Annotated in this window: 19 protein-coding genes and 2 tRNA genes; 15 read left to right on the top strand and 6 right to left on the bottom strand. The window is 61.9% G+C overall.

Going from position 1 to position 19,026, the window contains the following annotated elements:
• Positions 1–3 precede the first annotated feature (3 nt).
• The 5 genes from EL191_RS05725 (at position 4) to EL191_RS05705 (ending at position 4,521) form a co-directional block, all read left to right on the top strand.
• Positions 4–318, top strand: a complete 315-nt coding sequence (locus tag EL191_RS05725; protein ID WP_041977244.1) for a YkgJ family cysteine cluster protein — start codon at positions 4–6, stop codon at positions 316–318.
• A gap of 320 nt (positions 319–638) precedes the next feature.
• The gene (gene ccoN / locus EL191_RS05720) at positions 639–2,090 is read left to right on the top strand and encodes a cytochrome-c oxidase, cbb3-type subunit I (RefSeq protein WP_126403460.1); all 1,452 of its coding nucleotides are present in this window, start codon (positions 639–641) and stop codon (positions 2,088–2,090) included.
• Entirely contained in the window at positions 2,083–2,310 is a 228-nt protein-coding gene (locus tag EL191_RS05715) for a hypothetical protein (RefSeq protein ID WP_017361878.1), read from the top strand. The genes ccoN and EL191_RS05715 overlap by 8 nt, the downstream gene beginning before the upstream one ends.
• 95 nt (positions 2,311–2,405) lie before the next feature.
• Complete coding sequence (locus EL191_RS05710; protein ID WP_041977241.1) at positions 2,406–3,539, top strand: HPP family protein; 1,134 nt, start codon at positions 2,406–2,408, stop codon at positions 3,537–3,539.
• Between the two features lie 121 nt (positions 3,540–3,660).
• Positions 3,661–4,521 carry a LysR family transcriptional regulator gene (locus EL191_RS05705; protein WP_041977625.1) on the top strand — a complete coding sequence of 287 codons (861 nt, stop codon included), beginning with the start codon at positions 3,661–3,663 and terminating at the stop codon, positions 4,519–4,521.
• Between the two features lie 65 nt (positions 4,522–4,586).
• Here EL191_RS05705 and EL191_RS05700 read toward each other — a convergent pair whose 3' ends face one another.
• From EL191_RS05700 to hemA, 6 genes are all read right to left on the bottom strand, one after another.
• Positions 4,587–5,102 (bottom strand): acyloxyacyl hydrolase, encoded by a 516-nt coding sequence (locus EL191_RS05700; RefSeq protein WP_013714261.1) that lies wholly within the window; start codon positions 5,100–5,102, stop codon positions 4,587–4,589.
• 95 nt (positions 5,103–5,197) lie between these two features.
• A complete protein-coding gene (gene murI, locus EL191_RS05695; protein ID WP_026042008.1) occupies positions 5,198–5,986 on the bottom strand; it encodes a glutamate racemase in 789 nt (262 codons plus the stop codon).
• Positions 5,976–6,728, bottom strand: coding sequence for a molybdopterin-synthase adenylyltransferase MoeB (locus EL191_RS05690; protein WP_041977238.1), 753 nt, complete (start codon positions 6,726–6,728; stop codon positions 5,976–5,978). The genes murI and EL191_RS05690 overlap by 11 nt, the downstream gene beginning before the upstream one ends.
• A 4-nt stretch (positions 6,729–6,732) precedes the next feature.
• Positions 6,733–7,566 carry a peptide chain release factor N(5)-glutamine methyltransferase gene (prmC, locus tag EL191_RS05685; protein WP_041977237.1) on the bottom strand — a complete coding sequence of 278 codons (834 nt, stop codon included), beginning with the start codon at positions 7,564–7,566 and terminating at the stop codon, positions 6,733–6,735.
• Between the two features lie 128 nt (positions 7,567–7,694).
• On the bottom strand, positions 7,695–8,777 hold the full coding sequence (gene prfA, locus EL191_RS05680) for a peptide chain release factor 1 (protein WP_041977235.1): 1,083 nt from the start codon (positions 8,775–8,777) through the stop codon (positions 7,695–7,697).
• Complete coding sequence (gene hemA / locus EL191_RS05675) at positions 8,774–10,054, bottom strand: glutamyl-tRNA reductase (protein ID WP_013714256.1); 1,281 nt, start codon at positions 10,052–10,054, stop codon at positions 8,774–8,776. Before hemA ends, prfA begins: the two co-directional genes overlap by 4 nt.
• A gap of 209 nt (positions 10,055–10,263) precedes the next feature.
• On the opposite strand from hemA, the gene EL191_RS05670 reads away from it, so the two are divergent.
• From EL191_RS05670 to EL191_RS05625, 10 genes are all read left to right on the top strand, one after another.
• Positions 10,264–11,991 (top strand): tetratricopeptide repeat protein, encoded by a 1,728-nt coding sequence (locus EL191_RS05670; RefSeq protein WP_041977233.1) that lies wholly within the window; start codon positions 10,264–10,266, stop codon positions 11,989–11,991.
• Positions 11,991–12,605: a lipoprotein insertase outer membrane protein LolB gene (lolB, locus tag EL191_RS05665; protein ID WP_013714254.1), complete on the top strand. Its 615-nt coding sequence runs from the start codon at positions 11,991–11,993 to the stop codon at positions 12,603–12,605. The genes EL191_RS05670 and lolB overlap by 1 nt, the downstream gene beginning before the upstream one ends.
• Positions 12,606–12,836: 231 nt before the next feature.
• A complete protein-coding gene (gene ispE, locus EL191_RS05660; protein WP_041977125.1) occupies positions 12,837–13,712 on the top strand; it encodes a 4-(cytidine 5'-diphospho)-2-C-methyl-D-erythritol kinase in 876 nt (291 codons plus the stop codon).
• A gap of 26 nt (positions 13,713–13,738) precedes the next feature.
• Positions 13,739–13,813, top strand: a tRNA-Gln gene (locus EL191_RS05655).
• A 56-nt stretch (positions 13,814–13,869) separates the two neighbouring features.
• Positions 13,870–13,944: transfer RNA gene (locus tag EL191_RS05650), tRNA-Gln, on the top strand.
• A gap of 46 nt (positions 13,945–13,990) precedes the next feature.
• Entirely contained in the window at positions 13,991–14,932 is a 942-nt protein-coding gene (locus tag EL191_RS05645) for a ribose-phosphate pyrophosphokinase (RefSeq protein ID WP_026041935.1), read from the top strand.
• Between the two features lie 107 nt (positions 14,933–15,039).
• Positions 15,040–15,654 (top strand): 50S ribosomal protein L25/general stress protein Ctc, encoded by a 615-nt coding sequence (locus EL191_RS05640; protein WP_013714251.1) that lies wholly within the window; start codon positions 15,040–15,042, stop codon positions 15,652–15,654.
• Positions 15,655–15,714: 60 nt separating this feature from the next.
• Positions 15,715–16,305, top strand: a complete 591-nt coding sequence (gene pth / locus EL191_RS05635) for an aminoacyl-tRNA hydrolase (protein WP_013714250.1) — start codon at positions 15,715–15,717, stop codon at positions 16,303–16,305.
• Between the two features lie 25 nt (positions 16,306–16,330).
• Positions 16,331–17,431: a redox-regulated ATPase YchF gene (gene ychF / locus EL191_RS05630; RefSeq protein ID WP_041977123.1), complete on the top strand. Its 1,101-nt coding sequence runs from the start codon at positions 16,331–16,333 to the stop codon at positions 17,429–17,431.
• A gap of 120 nt (positions 17,432–17,551) precedes the next feature.
• A complete protein-coding gene (locus tag EL191_RS05625; RefSeq protein WP_126403459.1) occupies positions 17,552–18,607 on the top strand; it encodes a hypothetical protein in 1,056 nt (351 codons plus the stop codon).
• Positions 18,608–19,026: the final 419 nt, after the last annotated feature.

Here is a 19,026-nt window from a genome sequence, read left to right as displayed (position 1 = left end):
GCCATGAGCGAGACCATTTCCCTTACCCAACTGCCGACCACCCCCGAAATCAGTTGCAGCACCTGTGCAGCCTGCTGCTGCCAACTGGAAGTGATGCTGATCGGCGACACCGGCGTGCCACAACGCTACATCGATACCGACGCCTGGGGCGGTGAGGTCATGCGCCGCCTGGACGACGGCTGGTGCATCGCACTGGACCGCGACAGCATGCGCTGCACCATCTATGCACAGCGCCCGCTGATCTGCCGCGAGTTCGAACTCGGCGCCGCCGAATGCCTGGAAGAACGGCGCGGCATCGCCACCGCCTATAGCCAGTAACATCTTATGCATGAATTTTAATGTTGAGTAAGTGCATTTCTATAAATACATAACGATCAACCATGAAGGAACACCCTGGCTCAACACCGAGCCATTTCAGTGCACCAGCACCAATCCAGTGCGTTACTCGGTCGCACTTCATGGCTTGATATCAAAAAAAAAGAATAAAAGCGTATTTATTATTAATTAGTCGAATCCATCGCCGTCCCGCACACTTTCGGTGCTCTCTCCCTCGCCCCCGCCACGCTCTTGCGAACCCGCCAACAGCCCGTTCCGAGCGACAGGAGAGACATGCCTGAAATTCTCAGCTAGACGGATTCATGATGGCTACCCTTGCGACTGCACCCCATTATTACAACTACGAGATCGTTCGCCGCTTCACCCTCACCACTCTGTTCTGGGGCATCCTCGGAATGGGCATGGGTGTATTCATCGCGGCCCAACTGGTCTGGCCGGAATTGAACTTCGGTATTCCATGGCTCAGCTTCGGACGTATCCGCCCCGTCCACACCAATCTGGTGATCTTCGCCTTCGGCGGCGGCGCGCTGTTCGCCACCTCGTTCTACGTGCTGCAACGTACCTGTCGAGTACGGATCATCTCCGACGGCCTGGCCAACTTCCTGTTCTGGGGCTGGCAGGCAGCCGTGCTGGCGATGATCGTCAGCTATCCGCTGGGCATCACCTCCTCCAAGGAATATGCCGAGATGGAGTGGCCGATCGCCTTGTGGGTCACCCTGTTGTGGGTGATCTACGCCTACCTGTTCTTCGGCACCATCGCTCGCCGCCAGGTGCGCCACATCTACGTGGGCAACTGGTTCTACGGTGCATTCATCATCGTCACGGGCATGGTGCATGTGGTCAACCACATCGCCGAACCAGTCTCGCTGCTCAAGTCCTACTCGGTGTACTCCGGCGCCACCGATGCAATGATCCAGTGGTGGTACGGCCATAGCGTGGTCGGTTTCATCCTCTCGGTAGGTTTCCTGGGGATGATGTATTACTTCGTGCCCAAGCAGGCCGAGCGGCCGATCTATTCCTATCGCCTGTCCATCGTGCACTTCTGGGCGATCATCACCCTGTATATCTGGGCCGGCCCGCATCACCTGCACTACACTGCTCTGCCGGACTGGGCGCAAACCCTCGGCATGGCCATGTCGGTCATCCTCCTGGCGCCAAGCTGGGGCGGCATGATCAACGGCATGATGAGCCTGTCCGGCGCCTGGCATAAGCTGCGCACCGATCCGATCCTGCGCTTTCTGGTCGTTTCGCTGGCGTTCTACGGCATGAGCACCTTCGAAGGCCCGATGATGGCCATCAAGACGGTCAACGCGCTTTCCCATTACACCGACTGGACCATCGGCCACGTACACGCGGGAGCCCTGGGCTGGGTGGCGATGATCTCCATCGGCGCGCTCTACCACATGCTGCCCAAGCTCTATGGTCGCACGCAGATGCACAGCGTCGGCCTGATCAATGCGCACTTCTGGCTGGCGACCATCGGCACCGTGCTGTACATCGCCTCGATGTGGGTCAACGGCATCACTCAGGGCCTGATGTGGCGTGCGGTGAACGAGGACGGCACCCTCACCTACTCCTTCGTCGAGGCGCTGGAAGCCAGCCACCCCGGCTATGTCGTGCGCCTGCTTGGCGGGGCGGTCTTCGCCAGCGGCATGCTGCTGATGGCCTGGAACACCTGGCTGACGGTACGCAGCGGCGAACGCATCGATGCCGTGCCCTCCACCCCGGATGTTGGAGCCGCCGCCAATGCCTGACGCCCTGATCCTGCCGGTTCTCGCCACGCTGGGTTGCCTGCTCGGTTGCTGGCTGAGCTGTAGCATTCCGTCGACGCTCGACCAGGCCAGCCTGCTGCCCTTCGCCGACGACCCAGAAGCGGCGGCGCGCATGACGCAAGCCACGGGCCGCCCTTGCAAGGTCACCACGCAGCCACTCGAAGAGCCCGGCAATCCGACCGAAGAGTGTCTGCTCGCTTGACGTTCCTTCGCCCACGGACGGGCGTCCAGAAGTGCCGCTTGCGGCACCCTCAGGGCTTTTCAGCAGTGAAGGGCCCTCTTTTTTGACCGGATACCATGAACACACCATCACGCCTGCACCAATGGTGCATCGCCTTTCTCCCCGAGGCTCCACACACGCGGCCACGCGAATGGCTGCGCGCGGCACTCGGCGCCAGCCTGGGTTTTGTCTTCACCACCTGGCTATGCGGCCAGCTTTTCGGCCCGCAGCTGGCCGTGCACTTCTCCGGCCCGCTGGCCGCCTCGGCGGTACTGCTGTTCGCCGTCTCTTCGGGCGCACTGGCGCAACCCTGGTCGATCCTCGGCAGCTATCTGTGCGCCACACTGGTCGGTGTGCTGGTCGGTCATCTGCTCGATCACAGCCTGCTTGGCGCCGCCCTGGCGATAGGTCTGAGCCTGTTGCTGATGTGCCCGCTGCGTTGCCTGCACCCGCCAGGCGGTGCCATCGCCTTCTGCGTCGTATTCGCGCCCGTGGCACCGGGCATACCCGCCTGGCACCCGGCCATGACGGTGGTGATCGCCGCGCTGGGCCTGCTGAGCAGTGCTCTGATCTATAACAACCTCACCGGCATGCGCTACCCGCGCCAGACTGCGCCAGCAGCCGATGCACACCATACCCGCGACCCGTTGCCCGGCGAGCGCGTAGGCATCCGCGATACCGACCTCGACCAGGCGCTCGACGAACTCGGCGCCTTCGTCGACGTGACTCGCGAAGACCTGGCGATGATCGTCAAAAGCACCGAGCGCTATGCGCTGCGCCGCAGCATGGGCGATATCCGCGCCGGCCAGGTGATGTCACGCGATCTGATCTGCGCCACGCCGGGCACCAGCATCAAACAGGGCCTGCACCTGCTGCGCCACCATCACCTCAAGGCGCTGCCAATCCTCGACCATAATGAGCAACTGGTCGGCATCGTCAGCCTCAGCGACCTGATCGCCCCCCTGCATCACCGCCCGGCCAAGCGCCTTGGCCTGTTCAAGCGACGCCCTCGCCCGCGCCTGGGGGAGCTGATGAGTAGCCCGGTACGCTGCACCGATGTCGATACGCACGTCGTCGACCTGATCGGGGTGTTATCTGATCGCGGCCTGCACTGCCTGCCGGTGCTGGAGAACGAAAAGCTGGTGGGGATCATCACCCAGACCGACGTGATTGCGGCGTTGCAACGAGATCTGTTGGCCCACTTCGATTGAGGCAGCGACCTACTGCGATCCAAGCTCGCTCCCCCTAATGCGGCTGCTCATCGAAAAGTGCCAGAGCAGCCCTTACACTGCCCGTCTGCCCATCTGCCCGCTTGCTGAGCACCGCCACGACATGGACATCGATCTGACCCGCACCTTTCTGGAAATCGTTCGCAGCGGCAGCTTCATCGCCGCCGCCGAACGCCTGCACGTTACCCAGACAGCCGTCACAGCGCGCATCCAGAAGCTCGAAGGTCACCTCAACTGCACGCTGTTCGTACGCAACCGAGCCGGGGCCAAGCTGACGGCCGACGGCGAAGCCTTCGTCGCCTATGCCAACCAGATACTGCAAACCTGGGAGGCGGCGCAGCGCGACCTGCCCCTGCCGGATGGCTATCACAACGTCATCCACGTCGGCGGCGAAGTCAGCCTGTGCAACCCGCTAATGCTGCGCTGGGTCAGTCGCATCCGTGCGCACATCGACCAGTACACCGTGCACACCCATATCGGCGACGGCCAGGAACTGCTGCGTCAACTGGAACTGGGCGTGCTGGATGCCGCCCTGGTGTATCAGCCGAACTACTGGCCTGGCATGCAGGTGGAGCAGTTGCTGGAAGAAAAACTGATCCTGGTGCGTGCGAAGAATCCCGAACCCTACGTGTACGTCGACTGGGGCGAGGCGTTCCGCCTGCAACACGACAGCGCGCTGCCGGATCGGGCCAAGGCGCCGGTGTCCTTCAACCTCGGGCCGCTGGCCCTGCAGTACATCCTCGAACACGGCGGCTCTGGCTACTTCCGCACGCGAGTGGTGCAGAGCTACCTGGACAAGAAGGTGCTCAAACGCGTGCCCCGTGCGCCCGAGTTCAGCTACCCGACCTACCTGGTATATTCCCGGGAGCGCGACTCGGCAGTGCTGCAGCAGTCGTTCGATCTGCTGCGCGAGATCATTGCCGAAGACACCGACTGGTCGCAGCGCTGGGACCCAATGATCTGAGCACCACCTGAAACGAAATCGCCCCTCGTAGAGAGGCGATTTCTTCACCGTGCCGCGACGGCTGCTTAGAAACTCATGCGGTAATGCACGGTGTAGGCTTCGGCGCCATCGTTGGGCTTCTTCAGACCGGCGTTGGAATAGTGGATCGCCCGCAGGCCGATTTCCTGCCCAGCGAAACGCAGGCCTACGCCGATGCGATCTTCGAACTGGAAGGACGAACCCAGCTCGTTGCTTTCCAACTCGGTGCTGGAAAACGCAGCAACGCCGATGCCGGCTTCGATGTAGGGGCGAACGTTCTGCCCGGCGAACTCGTAAACGAATACCGGGGCGAAGGACAGGCTGTGGTTGCTCGCCGTGTCATCGCCATCCCAATAGGTGTAGCCCAGGTCCCAATAACCCGTCAGACGGCCGTAGCTGCTTTCCAGCCAGCTATGGTTCCAGTCCCACTGCGCGCCCAAACGGTAAACCATGGTGGAATCGCCACTCTGACCAATAGCCGCGGTTACATCCGCAGCCTGCGCAGCGCCCAGAGCCCCGAACGAGAGCGCAGTGGCTGCAGCAAAGGCATACAACTTCTTCATGAGTCATTCCTTTTTTAGCGAGAGGTTTTTATCAGGCCGTGACAAAAATATAGAAGTATCCGATAGGAGGGATAGCCTAATCGGAGAAAAATTCACTATATCGAAAGAACTTCGGCTTTTTCGCCTAACAAAATCGGCAGTACTCGACAAAGTTGCGAAACTTCACCGCTGCTCCAATAGCGAGTCGCCTGGGCCGGTGTGGTCGCCAGCAGGTCATGCTGAGTGAGCAGACGCTGCAACTGACGCGCCACTGCCGCACCGGTATCGATCAGGGTCACCGATGGCGGCACCAGCTCACCCAGCAACGGGCGCAGGAAGGGATAGTGAGTGCAGCCGAGAATCAGCGTGTCGCAACCCTCCGCCAGCAGCGGCGCCACATACCCCTGCAGCAGTTCACGCGTAGCCGGTGCCTGCAGCTCTCCCGCCTCGATGCATTCCACCAGCCCCGGGCAAGGCTGGGTAATCACCCGCACGTCATTGGCGAAGCGATCGAGCAACGCAGCGAATCGTGCGCTCTTGAGCGTACCGGTGGTCGCCAGCACACCGACCACGCCACTGCGGGTCGCTGCTGCCGCCGGTTTCACCGCTGGTTCCATGCCGACGATGGGCAAATCCGCATAACGTTCGCGCAATTCTCCAGCCGCAGCGGCAGTCGCGGTATTGCACGCCAGCACCAGGGCCTTGGCACCCTGCGCGCGCAAGTGCTCGGTGATCACTACGCAGCGCTCGCGAATGTACTCCGGGCTTTTTTCGCCATAGGGCACATGGCCGCTGTCGGCAACGTAGAGCAACGTCTCGTTGGGCAGCAACTGACGAATCTCGCGCAGCACCGACAGGCCACCGACGCCCGAGTCAAAAACGCCAATCGGTGCGTTACTGGGCATCGCCGCAAACGCCGCAGGCAGGATCACGTTTGACCCGCAACTCGCGAAAGCGCGTACCCAGCGCGTCGATCAGCAGCAGGCGGCCCACCAGCGGCTCACCGAAACCGGCCAGCAGCTTGAGCGCCTCCAGCGCCTGCAGGCTACCGACCAGGCCGACCAGCGGGCCGACCACGCCAGCCTCGCTGCAGGTCAGCTCGGCTTCGCTGCCGTGGCCGTACAGGCAGTGATAGCAAGGACTGGCCGTATTGCGCGGATCGAATACCGACAGCTGGCCTTCCAGGCGGATCGCCGCACCGGACACCAGCGGCTTGCCGGCTGCAACGCAGGCAGCATTGACCGCCTCGCGCGTGGCGAAGTTGTCCGAGCAGTCCAGCACCAGGTCGACGGCGCTCACGGCAGCAGCCAAGGAATCGACATCCAGTGCCTGGCGATGCGGCACCAGGTTGATCTGCGGGTTGAGGGCCGCCAGGCGCGCCATGGCCGAGTCCACCTTGGCCTGGCCGATGCTGGCAGTGTCATGGGCGATCTGCCGCTGCAGGTTGGTCAGGTCCACCGTATCGAAGTCGGCCAGGTGCAATTCACCGACGCCGGCCGCGGCCAGGTACAGCGCCACCGGCGAGCCCAACCCGCCCATGCCGACGATCAGCACTCGGCCCTGCTTGAGGCGCAGCTGGCCGTCCACGTCGATCTGTTTCAGCAGAATCTGCCGGCTGTAACGCAGCAGTTCATCATCGCTCAGCATCTGATCACTCACGGTCGAAACGTCCCAAACTGATGCGCTCGTGGCCGCCCAGGTCACGCCGGCTCTCGACCTCGACGAAACCACCATCGGCGAGCAGACGGCGCACGTCCACGGCCTGGTCGAAGCCGTGCTCCAGCAGCAGCCAGCCCCCGGATAGCAGGTGGTCCGGCGCGGCCTGGATGATCGCACGAATATCGTCCAACCCGTCGTTACCAGCGACCAGGGCGCTGCTCGGCTCGAAACGCACGTCACCCTGCTCGAGATGCTGGTCGTCCGCGCGGATATAAGGCGGGTTGCTCAGAATCAGGCCATAACGCTGCCCAGGCAGGGCGGAAAACCAGTGGCTGTGCACGAAGCGGGCATTACCCAGTTGCAGGCGCTGGCGATTGCGCTCGGCCAGCGCCACGGCCTCCTCGATGCGATCCACGCCGGTCACCTGCCAGGCCGGACGCTCGCTGGCCAAAGCCAGAGCGATGGCGCCAGTGCCAGTGCCGAGGTCCAGCGCCACCAAGGGGGTGGCCGGCAGCAGGTCGAGCGCGGTTTCCACCAGTAGTTCGGTATCCGGACGTGGAATCAGGGTATGCGGCGCTACTTCCAGATCCAGACTCCAGAAGCCCTGATGGCCGAGGATATAGGCCACCGGCTCGCCACTCCGGCGGCGCTGCATGAACGCGTTGAACTGCGCTTGCTGGGCTGCGTCCAGATCACGCTCCGGCCAGGTGCGTAAATAGCTGCGTGGTTTGCCCAGCGCTGCCGCCAATAGCAACTCGGCGTCCAGCCGAGGCGTCGGCGAATCGGGCAGATCAGCGGTAGAGAGCAGGGATTCGATGCTGGCCATATTTCTCTCGTAGCCCGGATGCAATCCGGGAAGTATGTCCCCGGATTGCATCCGGGCTACGGTTCTGCTGCAAGCGGCACGCGCTCCGTAGGGCGCGCCATGCGCACCGCAACGACCTCAAGCGAAACTCAATCGCCCAGTGCCGCCAACTGGTCAGCCTGATATTCCGCAAGCAACGGCTCGATTACTGCGTCCACGCCGCCGGCAATCACTTCGTTCAGCGAATACAGGGTCAGGTTGATGCGGTGGTCGGTCACCCGGCCCTGCGGGAAGTTGTAGGTGCGGATGCGCTCGGAGCGATCGCCCGAGCCCACCAGCAGCTTGCGCGTCTCGGAGATTTCCTTGTGCGCCGCCGCTTCCTGCTGGTCCTGCAGCTTGGCCGCGAGCCAGGCCATGGCCTTGGCGCGGTTCTTGTGCTGCGAACGCTCTTCCTGGCATTCCACCACGGTGCCGGTGGGGATGTGGGTAATGCGGATTGCCGAGTCGGTGGTGTTGACGTGCTGACCGCCCGCGCCGGAGCTGCGGTAGGTATCGACACGCAGATCGGCCGGGTTGATCTCGATGGCCATCTGCTCGTCCGGCTCCGGCAGCACCGCCACGGTGCAGGCCGAGGTGTGGATACGGCCCTGGGATTCGGTTTCCGGCACGCGCTGCACGCGATGGGCACCGGATTCGAACTTGAGCTTGGCGTAGACGTTGTCACCCTCGACGCGGGCGATCACTTCCTTGAAGCCGCCATGCTCGCCCTCGTTGGCCGACAGCACCTCGACCCGCCAGCCCTGCTTCTCGGCGTAGCGCGAGTACATGCGGAACAGATCGCCGGAGAAGATCGCTGCCTCGTCGCCGCCGGTGCCGGCGCGGATTTCCAGATAGACGTTGCGCCCGTCGTTGGGGTCCTTGGGCAGCAGCATGCGCTGCAGCTTGTCTTCCAGGCCGACCAGCGACTCCTTGGCCTGATCCACTTCCAGCTCAGCCATCTCACGCAGATCCGGGTCGCTGTCCTTGAGCAGCGCTTGCGCGCCCTCGAGGTCGTCCTGCACCTTGCGCAGCTCGCGGAAGGTGGCGATCACCGGCTCGATCTCGGCGTATTCCTTGGAATAGGCGCGGAACTGCGTCTGCTTGGAAATCACCTCGGCATCGCCGAGCAGCGCCGTCAGTTCCTCGAAGCGGTCGCTGAGGTTGTCCAGCTTGTTCAACAGTGAAGCTTTCATTGCAGACCTTTGTCCTGCGGCGCGCTCTCGTCGAGGGCGAACAATTCCTGGGCCAGGCTGAGCGCGTCGATGCGCCCCTCGGCGGTAAGTTTCTTCATGCGTACGCTGGGCGCGTGCAGCAGCTTGTTGGTCAGGCCACGGGCCAGTTGCGCCAGCACGTCCTCGGGATTGCTACCGTTGACCAGCATACGCTGGGCCTTGGCCAGCTCCTCGTCGCGCAGGCGCTCGGCCTGCTGGCGGTAGGCCTTGAGCACGTCGACCGCGGCCAGCTCACGCAGGCGCTGCATGAAATCGTCAGTGCCGGCAGCGACCAATTCCTCGGCAGCCTGCGCCGCGCCCTGGCGGCTCTTGAGGTTTTCCTCGATGACTTCGTGCAAGTCATCGACGGTATAGAGGTAGACGTCATCCAGCTCGCCCACCTGCGGTTCGATATCGCGCGGTACGGCGATGTCGACCATGAAGATCGGCTTGTGCTTGCGCTTTTTCAGCGCACTTTCCACGGCCCCCTTGCCGAGAATCGGTAGTTGGCTGGCAGTGGAGCTGATGACGATATCGCTGTGCGCCAGCTCATCGGGAATGTCCGAGAGCAGCACAGCATGCGCGCCGAACTGCTCGGCCAACTGGCTGGCGCGCTCCAGCGTTCGGTTGGCAACGACGATGCGCTTGATGCCTTGATCATGCAGATGGCGCGCCACCAGGCTGATGGTTTCGCCAGCGCCGATCAGCAGCGCCTGGCTGCGATTGAGGTCGGCGAAGATCTGCTTGGCCAGGCTGACCGCAGCGAAGGCTACGGACACCGGGTTCTCGCCAATGGCGGTGTCGGTGCGCACGGTCTTGGCGGTACTGAAGGTGGCCTGGAACAGGCGCCCGAGCAGCGGGCCGACGGTGCCCGCCTCACGCGCCACGGCGTAGGCTGATTTGAGCTGGCCGAGAATCTGCGGCTCGCCGAGGACCATGGAGTCCAGCCCGCAGGCCACGCGCATCATGTGGCGCACCGCGTCCTGCTCACTGTGCACATAGGCACAGGCACGCAGCTCGTCGATGCTCAGGCGATGATAGTTGGCCAGCCACTGCAACACTTCGTCGCTGCTCAGCTGATCCTGCTCCAGGTACAGTTCGCTGCGGTTGCAGGTAGAGAGGATCGCGGCCTCGCGACTGGGCGTCAGCCGACACAGCTGCTGCAGTGCCTCGACCAGTTGCTCAGGGGTGAAGGCAACGCGCTCGCGCACCTCTACCGAGGCGGTCTTGTGGTTGATACCGAGGGCGATAAAGGCCATGCAGGGTCGCTGAGGGGCAGTACGAGAGCCGGCAATTGTCCTACTTCGCCCCCGAGAGAACAACTCCCGCGACCTATTGTCCCAATAGACAGTTCGCCGCATCGTCCAGGCCAGTGGGCTTGCTCCAAGGCTTGTGTCATGATGCCGCGAACGTCGCAGGGCACGAGCCAGCACGGCCCTCGCCCCGGAATAACGCACGACAAGGCACTATGAACAGACCCCTCGCGTTGCTCACCGCATTCGCCTTCCTCAGCGGCTGCCAAACCTTCGCCCCCAGCGAGCCGGACGGTACTCCGCCGGTACAGGAAGCTGACCAGACCACCCAGCTGGAACCGAGCGAGTACGGCTCGTTCAGCCAGGAAAGCCTGTTCGCCCTGCTCACCGCCGAGCTGGCCGGACAGCGCAACCGCTTCGACATCGCCCTCGGCAACTACGTGCAGCAGGCGCAGATCACCGGCGATGCCGGCGTCGCCGAGCGCGCCTTCCGCATTGCCGAATACCTTGGCGCCGAACAGGCTGCCCTGGACAGCGCATTGATCTGGGCCAGCAACGCACCAGGCAACATCGACGCGCAACGCGCCGCCGCCGTGCAGCTGGCACGCGCCGGTCGCTACGACGAATCCATGACCTATATGGAGCAGGTGCTGCAGCGCCAGGGTGACACCCACTTCGATTTCCTTGCACTGTCTGCTGCGGAAACCGACCCGGACACCCGCGCCGGCCTGTTGCAAGGCTTCGACCGCCTGCTGAGCAAGAACCCGGACAACAGCCAACTGCTGTTCGGCAAGGCCATCCTCCTGCAACAGGACGGCCGCGCCGAAGAAGCCCTGGAGCTGCTCGAGGACAGCCCGGCCAGCGCCGACCAGGTTTCTCCGATCCTGCTGCGCGCGCGCCTGCTGCAAAGCCTCGGCCGCGGCGACGAAGCCCTGCCACTGCTGCAGAAAGGCATTCGTAAGAACCCCGACGACAAACGTCTGCGCCTGACCTACGCACGCCTTCTGGTCGAGCAGGACCGCCTCGACGACGCCAAGGGCGAGTTCTCCAAGCTGGTGCAGGAAAACCCCAACGACGACGACCTGCGCTTCTCCCTGGCCCTGGTCTGCCTGGAGGCCGAAGCCTGGGAAGAGGCCATCGTCTACCTCGAAGAGCTGGTCGAACGCCGCAGCCACGTGGATGCCGCGCACTACAACCTCGGCCGCGCCTACGAGGCACTGAACGATAACGACAACGCCCTGCAGGAATACGCCCAGGTTGGCCCGAGCAACGACTACCTGCCGGCCCAGCAACGCCAGGCCGAGTTGCTGTTCGCCCAACAGCGCGGCGAAGAAGCCAGCGCGCGCCTGGCACAGGCGCGTGATGCCCAACCGGACTACGCCATCCAGCTGTACCTGATCGAGGCCGAGGGCCTGAGCAACAGCGGCCAGGTCGAGCCGGCCTGGAAGGCCATCAACGACGGGCTGGAGCAGTACCCCAACGACCTGAACCTGCTCTACACCCGCGCCATGCTGGCGGAAAAACGCGATGACCTGGCTCAACTGGAAACCGACCTGCGCTACATCATCGAGCGCGAGCCGGAGCATGCCATGGCCCTCAACGCCCTGGGCTACACCCTGGCTGACCGCACCACGCGCTACGAAGAAGCGCGCGACCTGATCGCCAAGGCGCACCAGCTCAACCCGGACGACCCGGCGATTCTCGACAGCCTCGGCTGGGTCAACTATCGCCTGGGCAATCTGGACGAGGCCGAGCGCCTGCTGCGCCAGGCTCTGGAGAAGTTTCCCGACCACGAAGTCGCTGCCCACCTCGGCGAAGTCCTCTGGGCCCAGGGCAAGCAGCGCGAAGCCCGCAGCGTCTGGCGCGATGCATTGAGTGCAGCGCCTGACAGCCCCATCCTGCGTGACACTCTGTTACGCCTGACCGGCTCCGAGACTCTTTGATGATTCGTCACCTACTCGTATTCAGCCTTGTCGCCCTGCTAGCCGGCTGCGCCGGCCTCACCTCGCACGAAGCGTTGGAAGGCCAGGGCGACCCGGCGCAGTGGAAGGCCCATAAACAGCAGATCGCCCAACTCGACGGCTGGCAGATCAATGGCAAGATCGGCATCCGCGCCCCGCAGGACTCCGGCAGCGCCACGCTGTTCTGGCTGCAGCGCCAGGACTACTACGACATTCGCCTGTCCGGCCCGTTGGGCGGCGGCGCCGCGCGCCTGACCGGGCGCCCGGGTGACATTCTGCTGGAAGTGTCCAACCGCGGCCGTTTCCGCGCCGAGTCCCCCGAGGCTCTGCTGCGCGAGCAACTGCGCCTGGACCTGCCGGTGTCCAACCTGCTCTGGTGGATTCGCGGCCTGCCCGCCCCGGAGAGCCGCAGCCGCATCACCCTCGATGGCGAAAGCCATCTGGCGCAACTGGAACAGGATGGCTGGAAAGTCGAATACAAGCGCTACACCGAGCAGAACGGCTACGCCCTGCCGGAGCGCATGAAGCTCTACGGGCAGGATCTGGAAGTGACCTTGGTGATCAAGGACTGGCAGCCGCGACAGCTCGGCCAGTAAGCCAGCGGTACATACGTGGGAGAGGCTTTAGCCGCGACGACTTGTCCAGCGCCTCCCATAACACGCAGCCGGTTGATAGGCCACGCAGCCAACTACTTCCGCGGACCACTCCCTCTCCCATTTATGGGAGAGGGCCGGGGAGAGGGTGATTTGCCGCCCCTCTCCCCCGCCCCTCTCCCGCAAGCGGGAGAGGGGAGACAAGCCCCTAACACGACTCTGTCAGCGCACCCCATGACCAACACCGCCATCCCCACCCACGCCGAACTGATCCTGCCCGCCCCAGCCAAGCTCAACCTGATGCTGCATATCCTCGGCCGCCGCGCCGATGGCTATCACGAGCTGCAGACCCTGTTCCAATTCCTCGACCACGGCGACGAGCTCGGCTTCAGCATCCGTCAGGATGGCGAAATTCACCTGCACACGCCCATCGAAGGCGTGCAGCATGACAGCAACCTGATCGTGCGCGCCGCCAGGCGTTTGCAGGAAGCTTCAGGCTCCGTGCTGGGTGCCGATATCTGGCTGGACAAACGCCTGCCCATGGGCGGCGGTATCGGCGGCGGCAGCTCGGATGCCGCCACTACCCTGGTTGGCCTCGACCACCTGTGGCACACCCAATTGGGCGAAGATCGCCTGGCCGAACTGGGCCTGGCCCTGGGCGCCGACGTGCCGGTATTCGTGCGCGGCCGCGCGGCCTTCGCCGAGGGAGTTGGCGAGCGCCTGACACCGGTCGAACTGGAGGAACCCTGGTTCCTCGTCGCCACGCCGCAAGTCTTTGTAAGCACAGCAGAAGTTTTCGGCTCGCCCGAGTTGACACGGGATACGCCGCCCATTAAAGTTCGCAGCCTTCTTGCGGGGGGTGGTCGTAACGACTGCCAGCCGGTTGTAGAGAAGCGTTACCCTGAAGTTCGTAACGCTTTGATCTTGTTGAACAAATTTGTTTCAGCTAGATTGACCGGCACTGGAGCTTGCGTATTTGGGAGCTTCCCAAATCGGGACGATGCTGATAAAGTCGCCCGCCAACTTCCAGGCACTCTGCCGAGCTTTGTCGCTCAAGGTCGCAACATTTCGATGCTGCACCGCAAGCTCCAAGCATTGGCCAAGAAGTGAATGCTCAGCATTCGGTTATACGATACAGGGGCGTCGCCAAGCGGTAAGGCACCAGGTTTTGATCCTGGCATGCGTTGGTTCGAATCCAGCCGCCCCTGCCATAACCTCCCTCGGGAGGCATCGCAAACCGAGTCATGCAGCGTTCGACACAGAATATAGGGGCGTCGCCAAGCGGTAAGGCACCAGGTTTTGATCCTGGCATGCGTTGGTTCGAATCCAGCCGCCCCTGCCATTTTCCATACCCATCCAGGTATACCCTCAGCCGGCAGGTACTGCGCGTGTCCAAGATGATGGTCTTCACGGGGAACGCAAACCCCGATCTGGCGCGACGGATCGTTCGTCAGCTGCACATCCCCCTCGGCGATGCTTCGGTCGGTAAATTCTCCGACGGCGAAGTCATGATCGAAATCAACGAAAATGTCCGCGGTAAGGACGTTTTCCTGATTCAGCCGACCTGTGCACCCACCAACGACAACCTGATGGAACTGGTAGTGATGGCTGATGCCTTCCGCCGTTCCTCGGCCACCCGCATCACAGCGGTCATCCCCTACTTCGGTTACGCCCGCCAGGATCGCCGTCCGCGCTCCGCTCGCGTGGCGATCAGCGCCAAAGTGGTTGCCGACATGCTCACCGTGGTCGGTATCGACCGCGTGTTGACCGTCGACCTGCACGCTGACCAGATCCAGGGCTTCTTCGACATTCCGGTGGACAACATCTACGGCTCCCCGGTTCTGGTCGACGACATCGAAGACCAGCGCTTCGACAACCTGATGATCGTCTCCCCCGATATCGGCGGCGTCGTTCGTGCCCGCGCCGTGGCCAAGAGCCTGGGCGTCGACCTGGCGATCATCGACAAGCGTCGCGAGAAGGCCAACCAGTCGGAAGTGATGCACATCATCGGTGACGTAGAAGGCCGTACCTGCATTCTGGTCGACGACATGGTCGACACCGCCGGCACCCTGTGCCACGCCGCCAAAGCGCTGAAAGAGCGCGGTGCCGCCAAGGTCTATGCCTACTGCACCCACCCGGTGCTGTCAGGCCGCGCCATCGAGAACATCGAAAATTCCGTCCTGGACGAGCTGGTGGTGACCAACACCATCCCGCTGTCCGCTGCGGCACAGTCCTGCGCGCGCATTCGCCAGCTCGACATTGCCCCGGTCGTCGCCGAAGCGGTCCGCCGCATCAGCAACGAAGAATCGATCAGCGCCATGTTCCGCTAAGCGGAACTGGCCCGATCACACTGCCCCGCCACGTGCGGGGCTTTTTGCCCTACCGCCCGAGGCTGGTCGCAAGCCACAAGGCGGTTTGGCTATTTTGGAGAAGTGAAATGACTGTTGAATTTGCCCTGAATGCCGAAGTGCGTTCCGACCTGGGGAAAGGTGCGAGCCGCCGCCTGCGTCGTAACGTGTCCATGGTGCCTGCCGTAATCTACGGTGGCGACAAAGCCCCGCAATCCATCAGCCTGCTGGCCAAAGACCTGGCCAAGCTGCTGGAAAACGAAGCTGCCTTCAGCCACGTCCTGAGCCTGGACGTTGCCGGCACCAAAGAAAACGTACTGATCAAAGCCCTGCAGCGCCACCCGGCCAAAGGCTTCGTTCTGCACGCTGACTTCCAACGCGTCGTTGCCGGCCAGAAACTGACCGCCCACGTACCGCTGCACTTCATCAACGAAGCCAGCTCCGTTGGCGTCAAGCAAGGCGGCGGCGAAGTCCTGCACGCCCTGAACGAAGTCGAAGTTTCCTGCCTGCCGAAAGACCTGCCGGAATTCATCGAAGTCGACATGGCCAAGGTCGCTGTTGACCAGACCGTTCACCTGTCCGACATCAAGCTGCCGAAAGGCGTTGAGCTGGTTGCTCTGGCCCACGGCAGCGACCTGCCGGTAGCCAGCATCCACCTGCCGCGCGTTCGTGAAGAAGCTGCCGGCGAAGGCGCTGCCGAGTAATCGTCAGTAGCAGGCCCGGCATGCGATCACGCCGGGCCATGTTAGCGAAAGGGCTCCTGTATGACTGCCGTACAACTGATCGTTGGCCTGGGAAACCCAGGTCCCGAATACGACCAGACCCGGCACAATGCAGGGGCCCTTTTCGTTGAGCGCGTGGCAGCCAGCCAGCGCGTCAACCTCTCCGTAGATCGCAAGTATTTCGGCCTGGTGGGCAAATTCAACCACCAGGGGCGCGAAGTTCGTCTGCTCATCCCCACCACCTACATGAACCGCAGCGGCCAGTCCGTGGCGGCCCTGGCCAATTTCTTCAAGATCAAACCCGAAGAGATCCTGGTGGCCCACGACGAACTCGACATGCCACCCGGCGTCGCCAAGCTCAAGCAAGGCGGCGGTCACGGTGGGCACAACGGCCTGCGCGACATCATCGCCCAGCTCGGCAACCAGAATAACTTCCATCGCCTTCGGCTCGGCATCGGCCACCCGGGACACGCCAGCCTAGTCTCCGGCTACGTGCTCGGACGCGCCCCACGCAGCGAACAGGAACTGCTCGACAAGAGCATCGATTTCGCCTTGGACGTCCTGCCGGAAATACTCGCCGGCGACTGGACCGTGGCCATGCGCAAACTGCATAGCCAGAAGGCCACCAAGTAACCACCTTTCCCCCGAGGGACACATCATGGGATTCAACTGCGGCATCGTCGGCCTGCCCAACGTCGGCAAGTCCACCCTGTTCAACGCCCTCACCAAGTCCGGCATCGCCGCAGAAAACTTCCCCTTCTGCACCATCGAGCCGAACAGCGGCATCGTGCCCATGCCCGATCCGCGCCTGGATGCCCTGGCCGAGATCGTCAAGCCCGAAAAGGTTATCCCCACCACCATGGAATTCGTCGACATCGCCGGCCTGGTCGCGGGCGCGTCGAAAGGTGAAGGCCTGGGCAACAAGTTCCTCGCCAACATCCGCGAGACCGACGCCATCGCCCACGTCGTGCGCTGCTTCGAAGACGAGAACGTCATTCACGTCGCCAACAGCGTCGACCCAAAGCGCGATATCGAGATCATCGACCTCGAACTGATCATGGCCGACCTCGACAGCTGCGAGAAGCAACTGCAGCGCGTTGCTCGTACCGCCAAGGGTGGCGACAAGGAATCCGTGGCGCAGAAGGCCCTGCTGGAAAAGCTCATCCCCCACCTCACCGAAGGCAAACCGGCGCGCAGCCTGCTCAAGGACCTGGGTGACGACGAGAAGCGCCTGGCCAAGACCTTCCACCTGCTCACCACCAAGCCGGTGATGTACATCGCCAACGTCGCCGAAGACGGCTTCGAGAACAACCCGCACCTCGACGTGGTGAAAGCCATCGCCGAAGAAGAAGGCGCCATCGTCGTACCGGTGTGCAACAAGATCGAAGCCGAGATCGCCGAACTGGACGATCTGGAAGAAATGCAGATGTTCCTCGAAACCATGGGCATGGAAGAGCCGGGCCTGAACCGCGTGATCCGCGCCGGTTACTCGCTGCTCAACCTGCAGACCTACTTCACCGCTGGCGTGAAGGAAGTGCGTGCCTGGACCGTCCGTGTCGGCGCCACCGCCCCGCAGGCCGCCGCCGTGATCCACACTGACTTCGAGAAAGGCTTTATCCGCGCCGAAGTGGTCGCCTACGACGACTTCATCGCCTACAAGGGTGAAAGCGGCGCCAAGGAAGCCGGCAAATGGCGCCTGGAAGGCAAGGACTATATCGTCAAGGACGGCGACGTAATGCACTTCCGCTTTAACGTTTGATCGTTGGGAGCAGTGCATAAACAAAACCCCCGCTTCGGCGGGGGTTTGTTGTTTTTGGGGTGGGGAGTTGCCGGATTACTTCGCTACCACACTGGTTTTGCTTGAGACGTCTTGAGACTGGTGAACCAGTTCGTAACGATCTTCTCTGCTTTTCCTGTGGGTGGATTCTTGCGGTTAGTCGGAAAGCACGACAGAGTTAAGCCTTCTTTGAACTGCAATTTTGGTTGCGTTATGACTGAAGACTCCGCCAGCTCGTCCGGTCAGCCGGAGGAGAATTTCGCCAATAGTGAAGGCTGGATCTCATGGCGAAACCTCACCACTGAAGCCATGGAGCGATTTTACAAGCAGCTTCTTGCGAACACTTGCGGGACTCCTGGCTTGGTGGGCTACGAGGCAGTGAAACGAGCACGCGCAGCCAATGGCAACTTTGCTTGGTCTTGGGGCGCCGCTGCTGAAATTCAGGAAACTATCAATACGATAAATGCCTGGGGGAAATACCTGCGAGACTGGCACGCATGGAATGCCGTTGTTGAGTCTTTTGAGAAGGATGAAGACAAGTGGCAACTGCTGCATCACTTCGTTAAGCCGCTAGCTTTCTTCTGCATGCATCAACCTAGTGCAGTCAGTGATCGCCTGATGCTTCTTACAGAAACACTTTTACATCAGGCCAACTGCCTTGTAGATCCAAGCTACGTTGATCGACTTGATCAAGATGGTTTGAGGCCCGGACAAGGGCTCCGACGCTCTGATCGCAGAAAGCAAGTCATTCGCCTTGGTCAGCGCTGGACACGATTTAATGTGTTTCTGGCTGCTCTGGATACGATGAATGATTCGGCTTATCGAAAGCTTAGTCGCAATTTCCGCGACCTATCTGTTCACTCATTTGCTCCTAGACTCATGGTCGGGCAAATCATGCGTGCAGTTCGTTCAATTGAGCCCTGGCAAGAGACCGTGAAACAACCGTGTGGCGAGTACCTACTCGTAGATCATCCGACCAAGAAATGTGTGAGCTATACGATGGGGGTGCTGGAACCGTTTCCTCTCAGCGATGCATGCTCAGCTAGCCTTTCTGAGTACCAAAAAGTGGTGACCGCTATGAGTGCATTCTCTGAGCTTCTTGAGGAGATATGCGACAGCATGGATGCAATACCAGATCGCTTATCAGGACAGTCGTAGGCTGGGACAAGAAAGGGACAGTTCGGGGACACCGGCCCAAATAAAAAGGGGCTAGCTTGCGCTAACCCCTTGAAGTATATGGTGGCTACACCGGGACTTGAACCTGGGACATCAGCATTATGAATCCGCTACGAACCGCCCCGCCGAGCCAGAAGGCCCCATAAAACGGGGTTTTCAGACCTCCGCCAAGCTGGCTAGACCAGTCCTTTCCAGAAAATTCGACCAATGTAGTCACCCTAACCTCTTTACGTTATCCCGCTGAGCGGATAGCTTTAGTCATGCTGGCCATTTGCCTATTTTGTGGCCTGATGATAGGTAAGGAAACCATGAGCGATTTACCTCCTACCCACTGCGCGCTCTTTTCAATAACTCCAAGCCTTTCATTTTGGTTCGGGCTATTGCCAATCCGTATTTCTATA

Source organism: Pseudomonas mendocina, from assembly GCF_900636545.1.
GTDB classification, from domain to species: domain Bacteria; phylum Pseudomonadota; class Gammaproteobacteria; order Pseudomonadales; family Pseudomonadaceae; genus Aquipseudomonas; species Aquipseudomonas mendocina.
The sequence above is the reverse complement of the archived record's forward strand: the minus strand, read 5'-3'. Positions and strand labels throughout refer to the sequence as shown.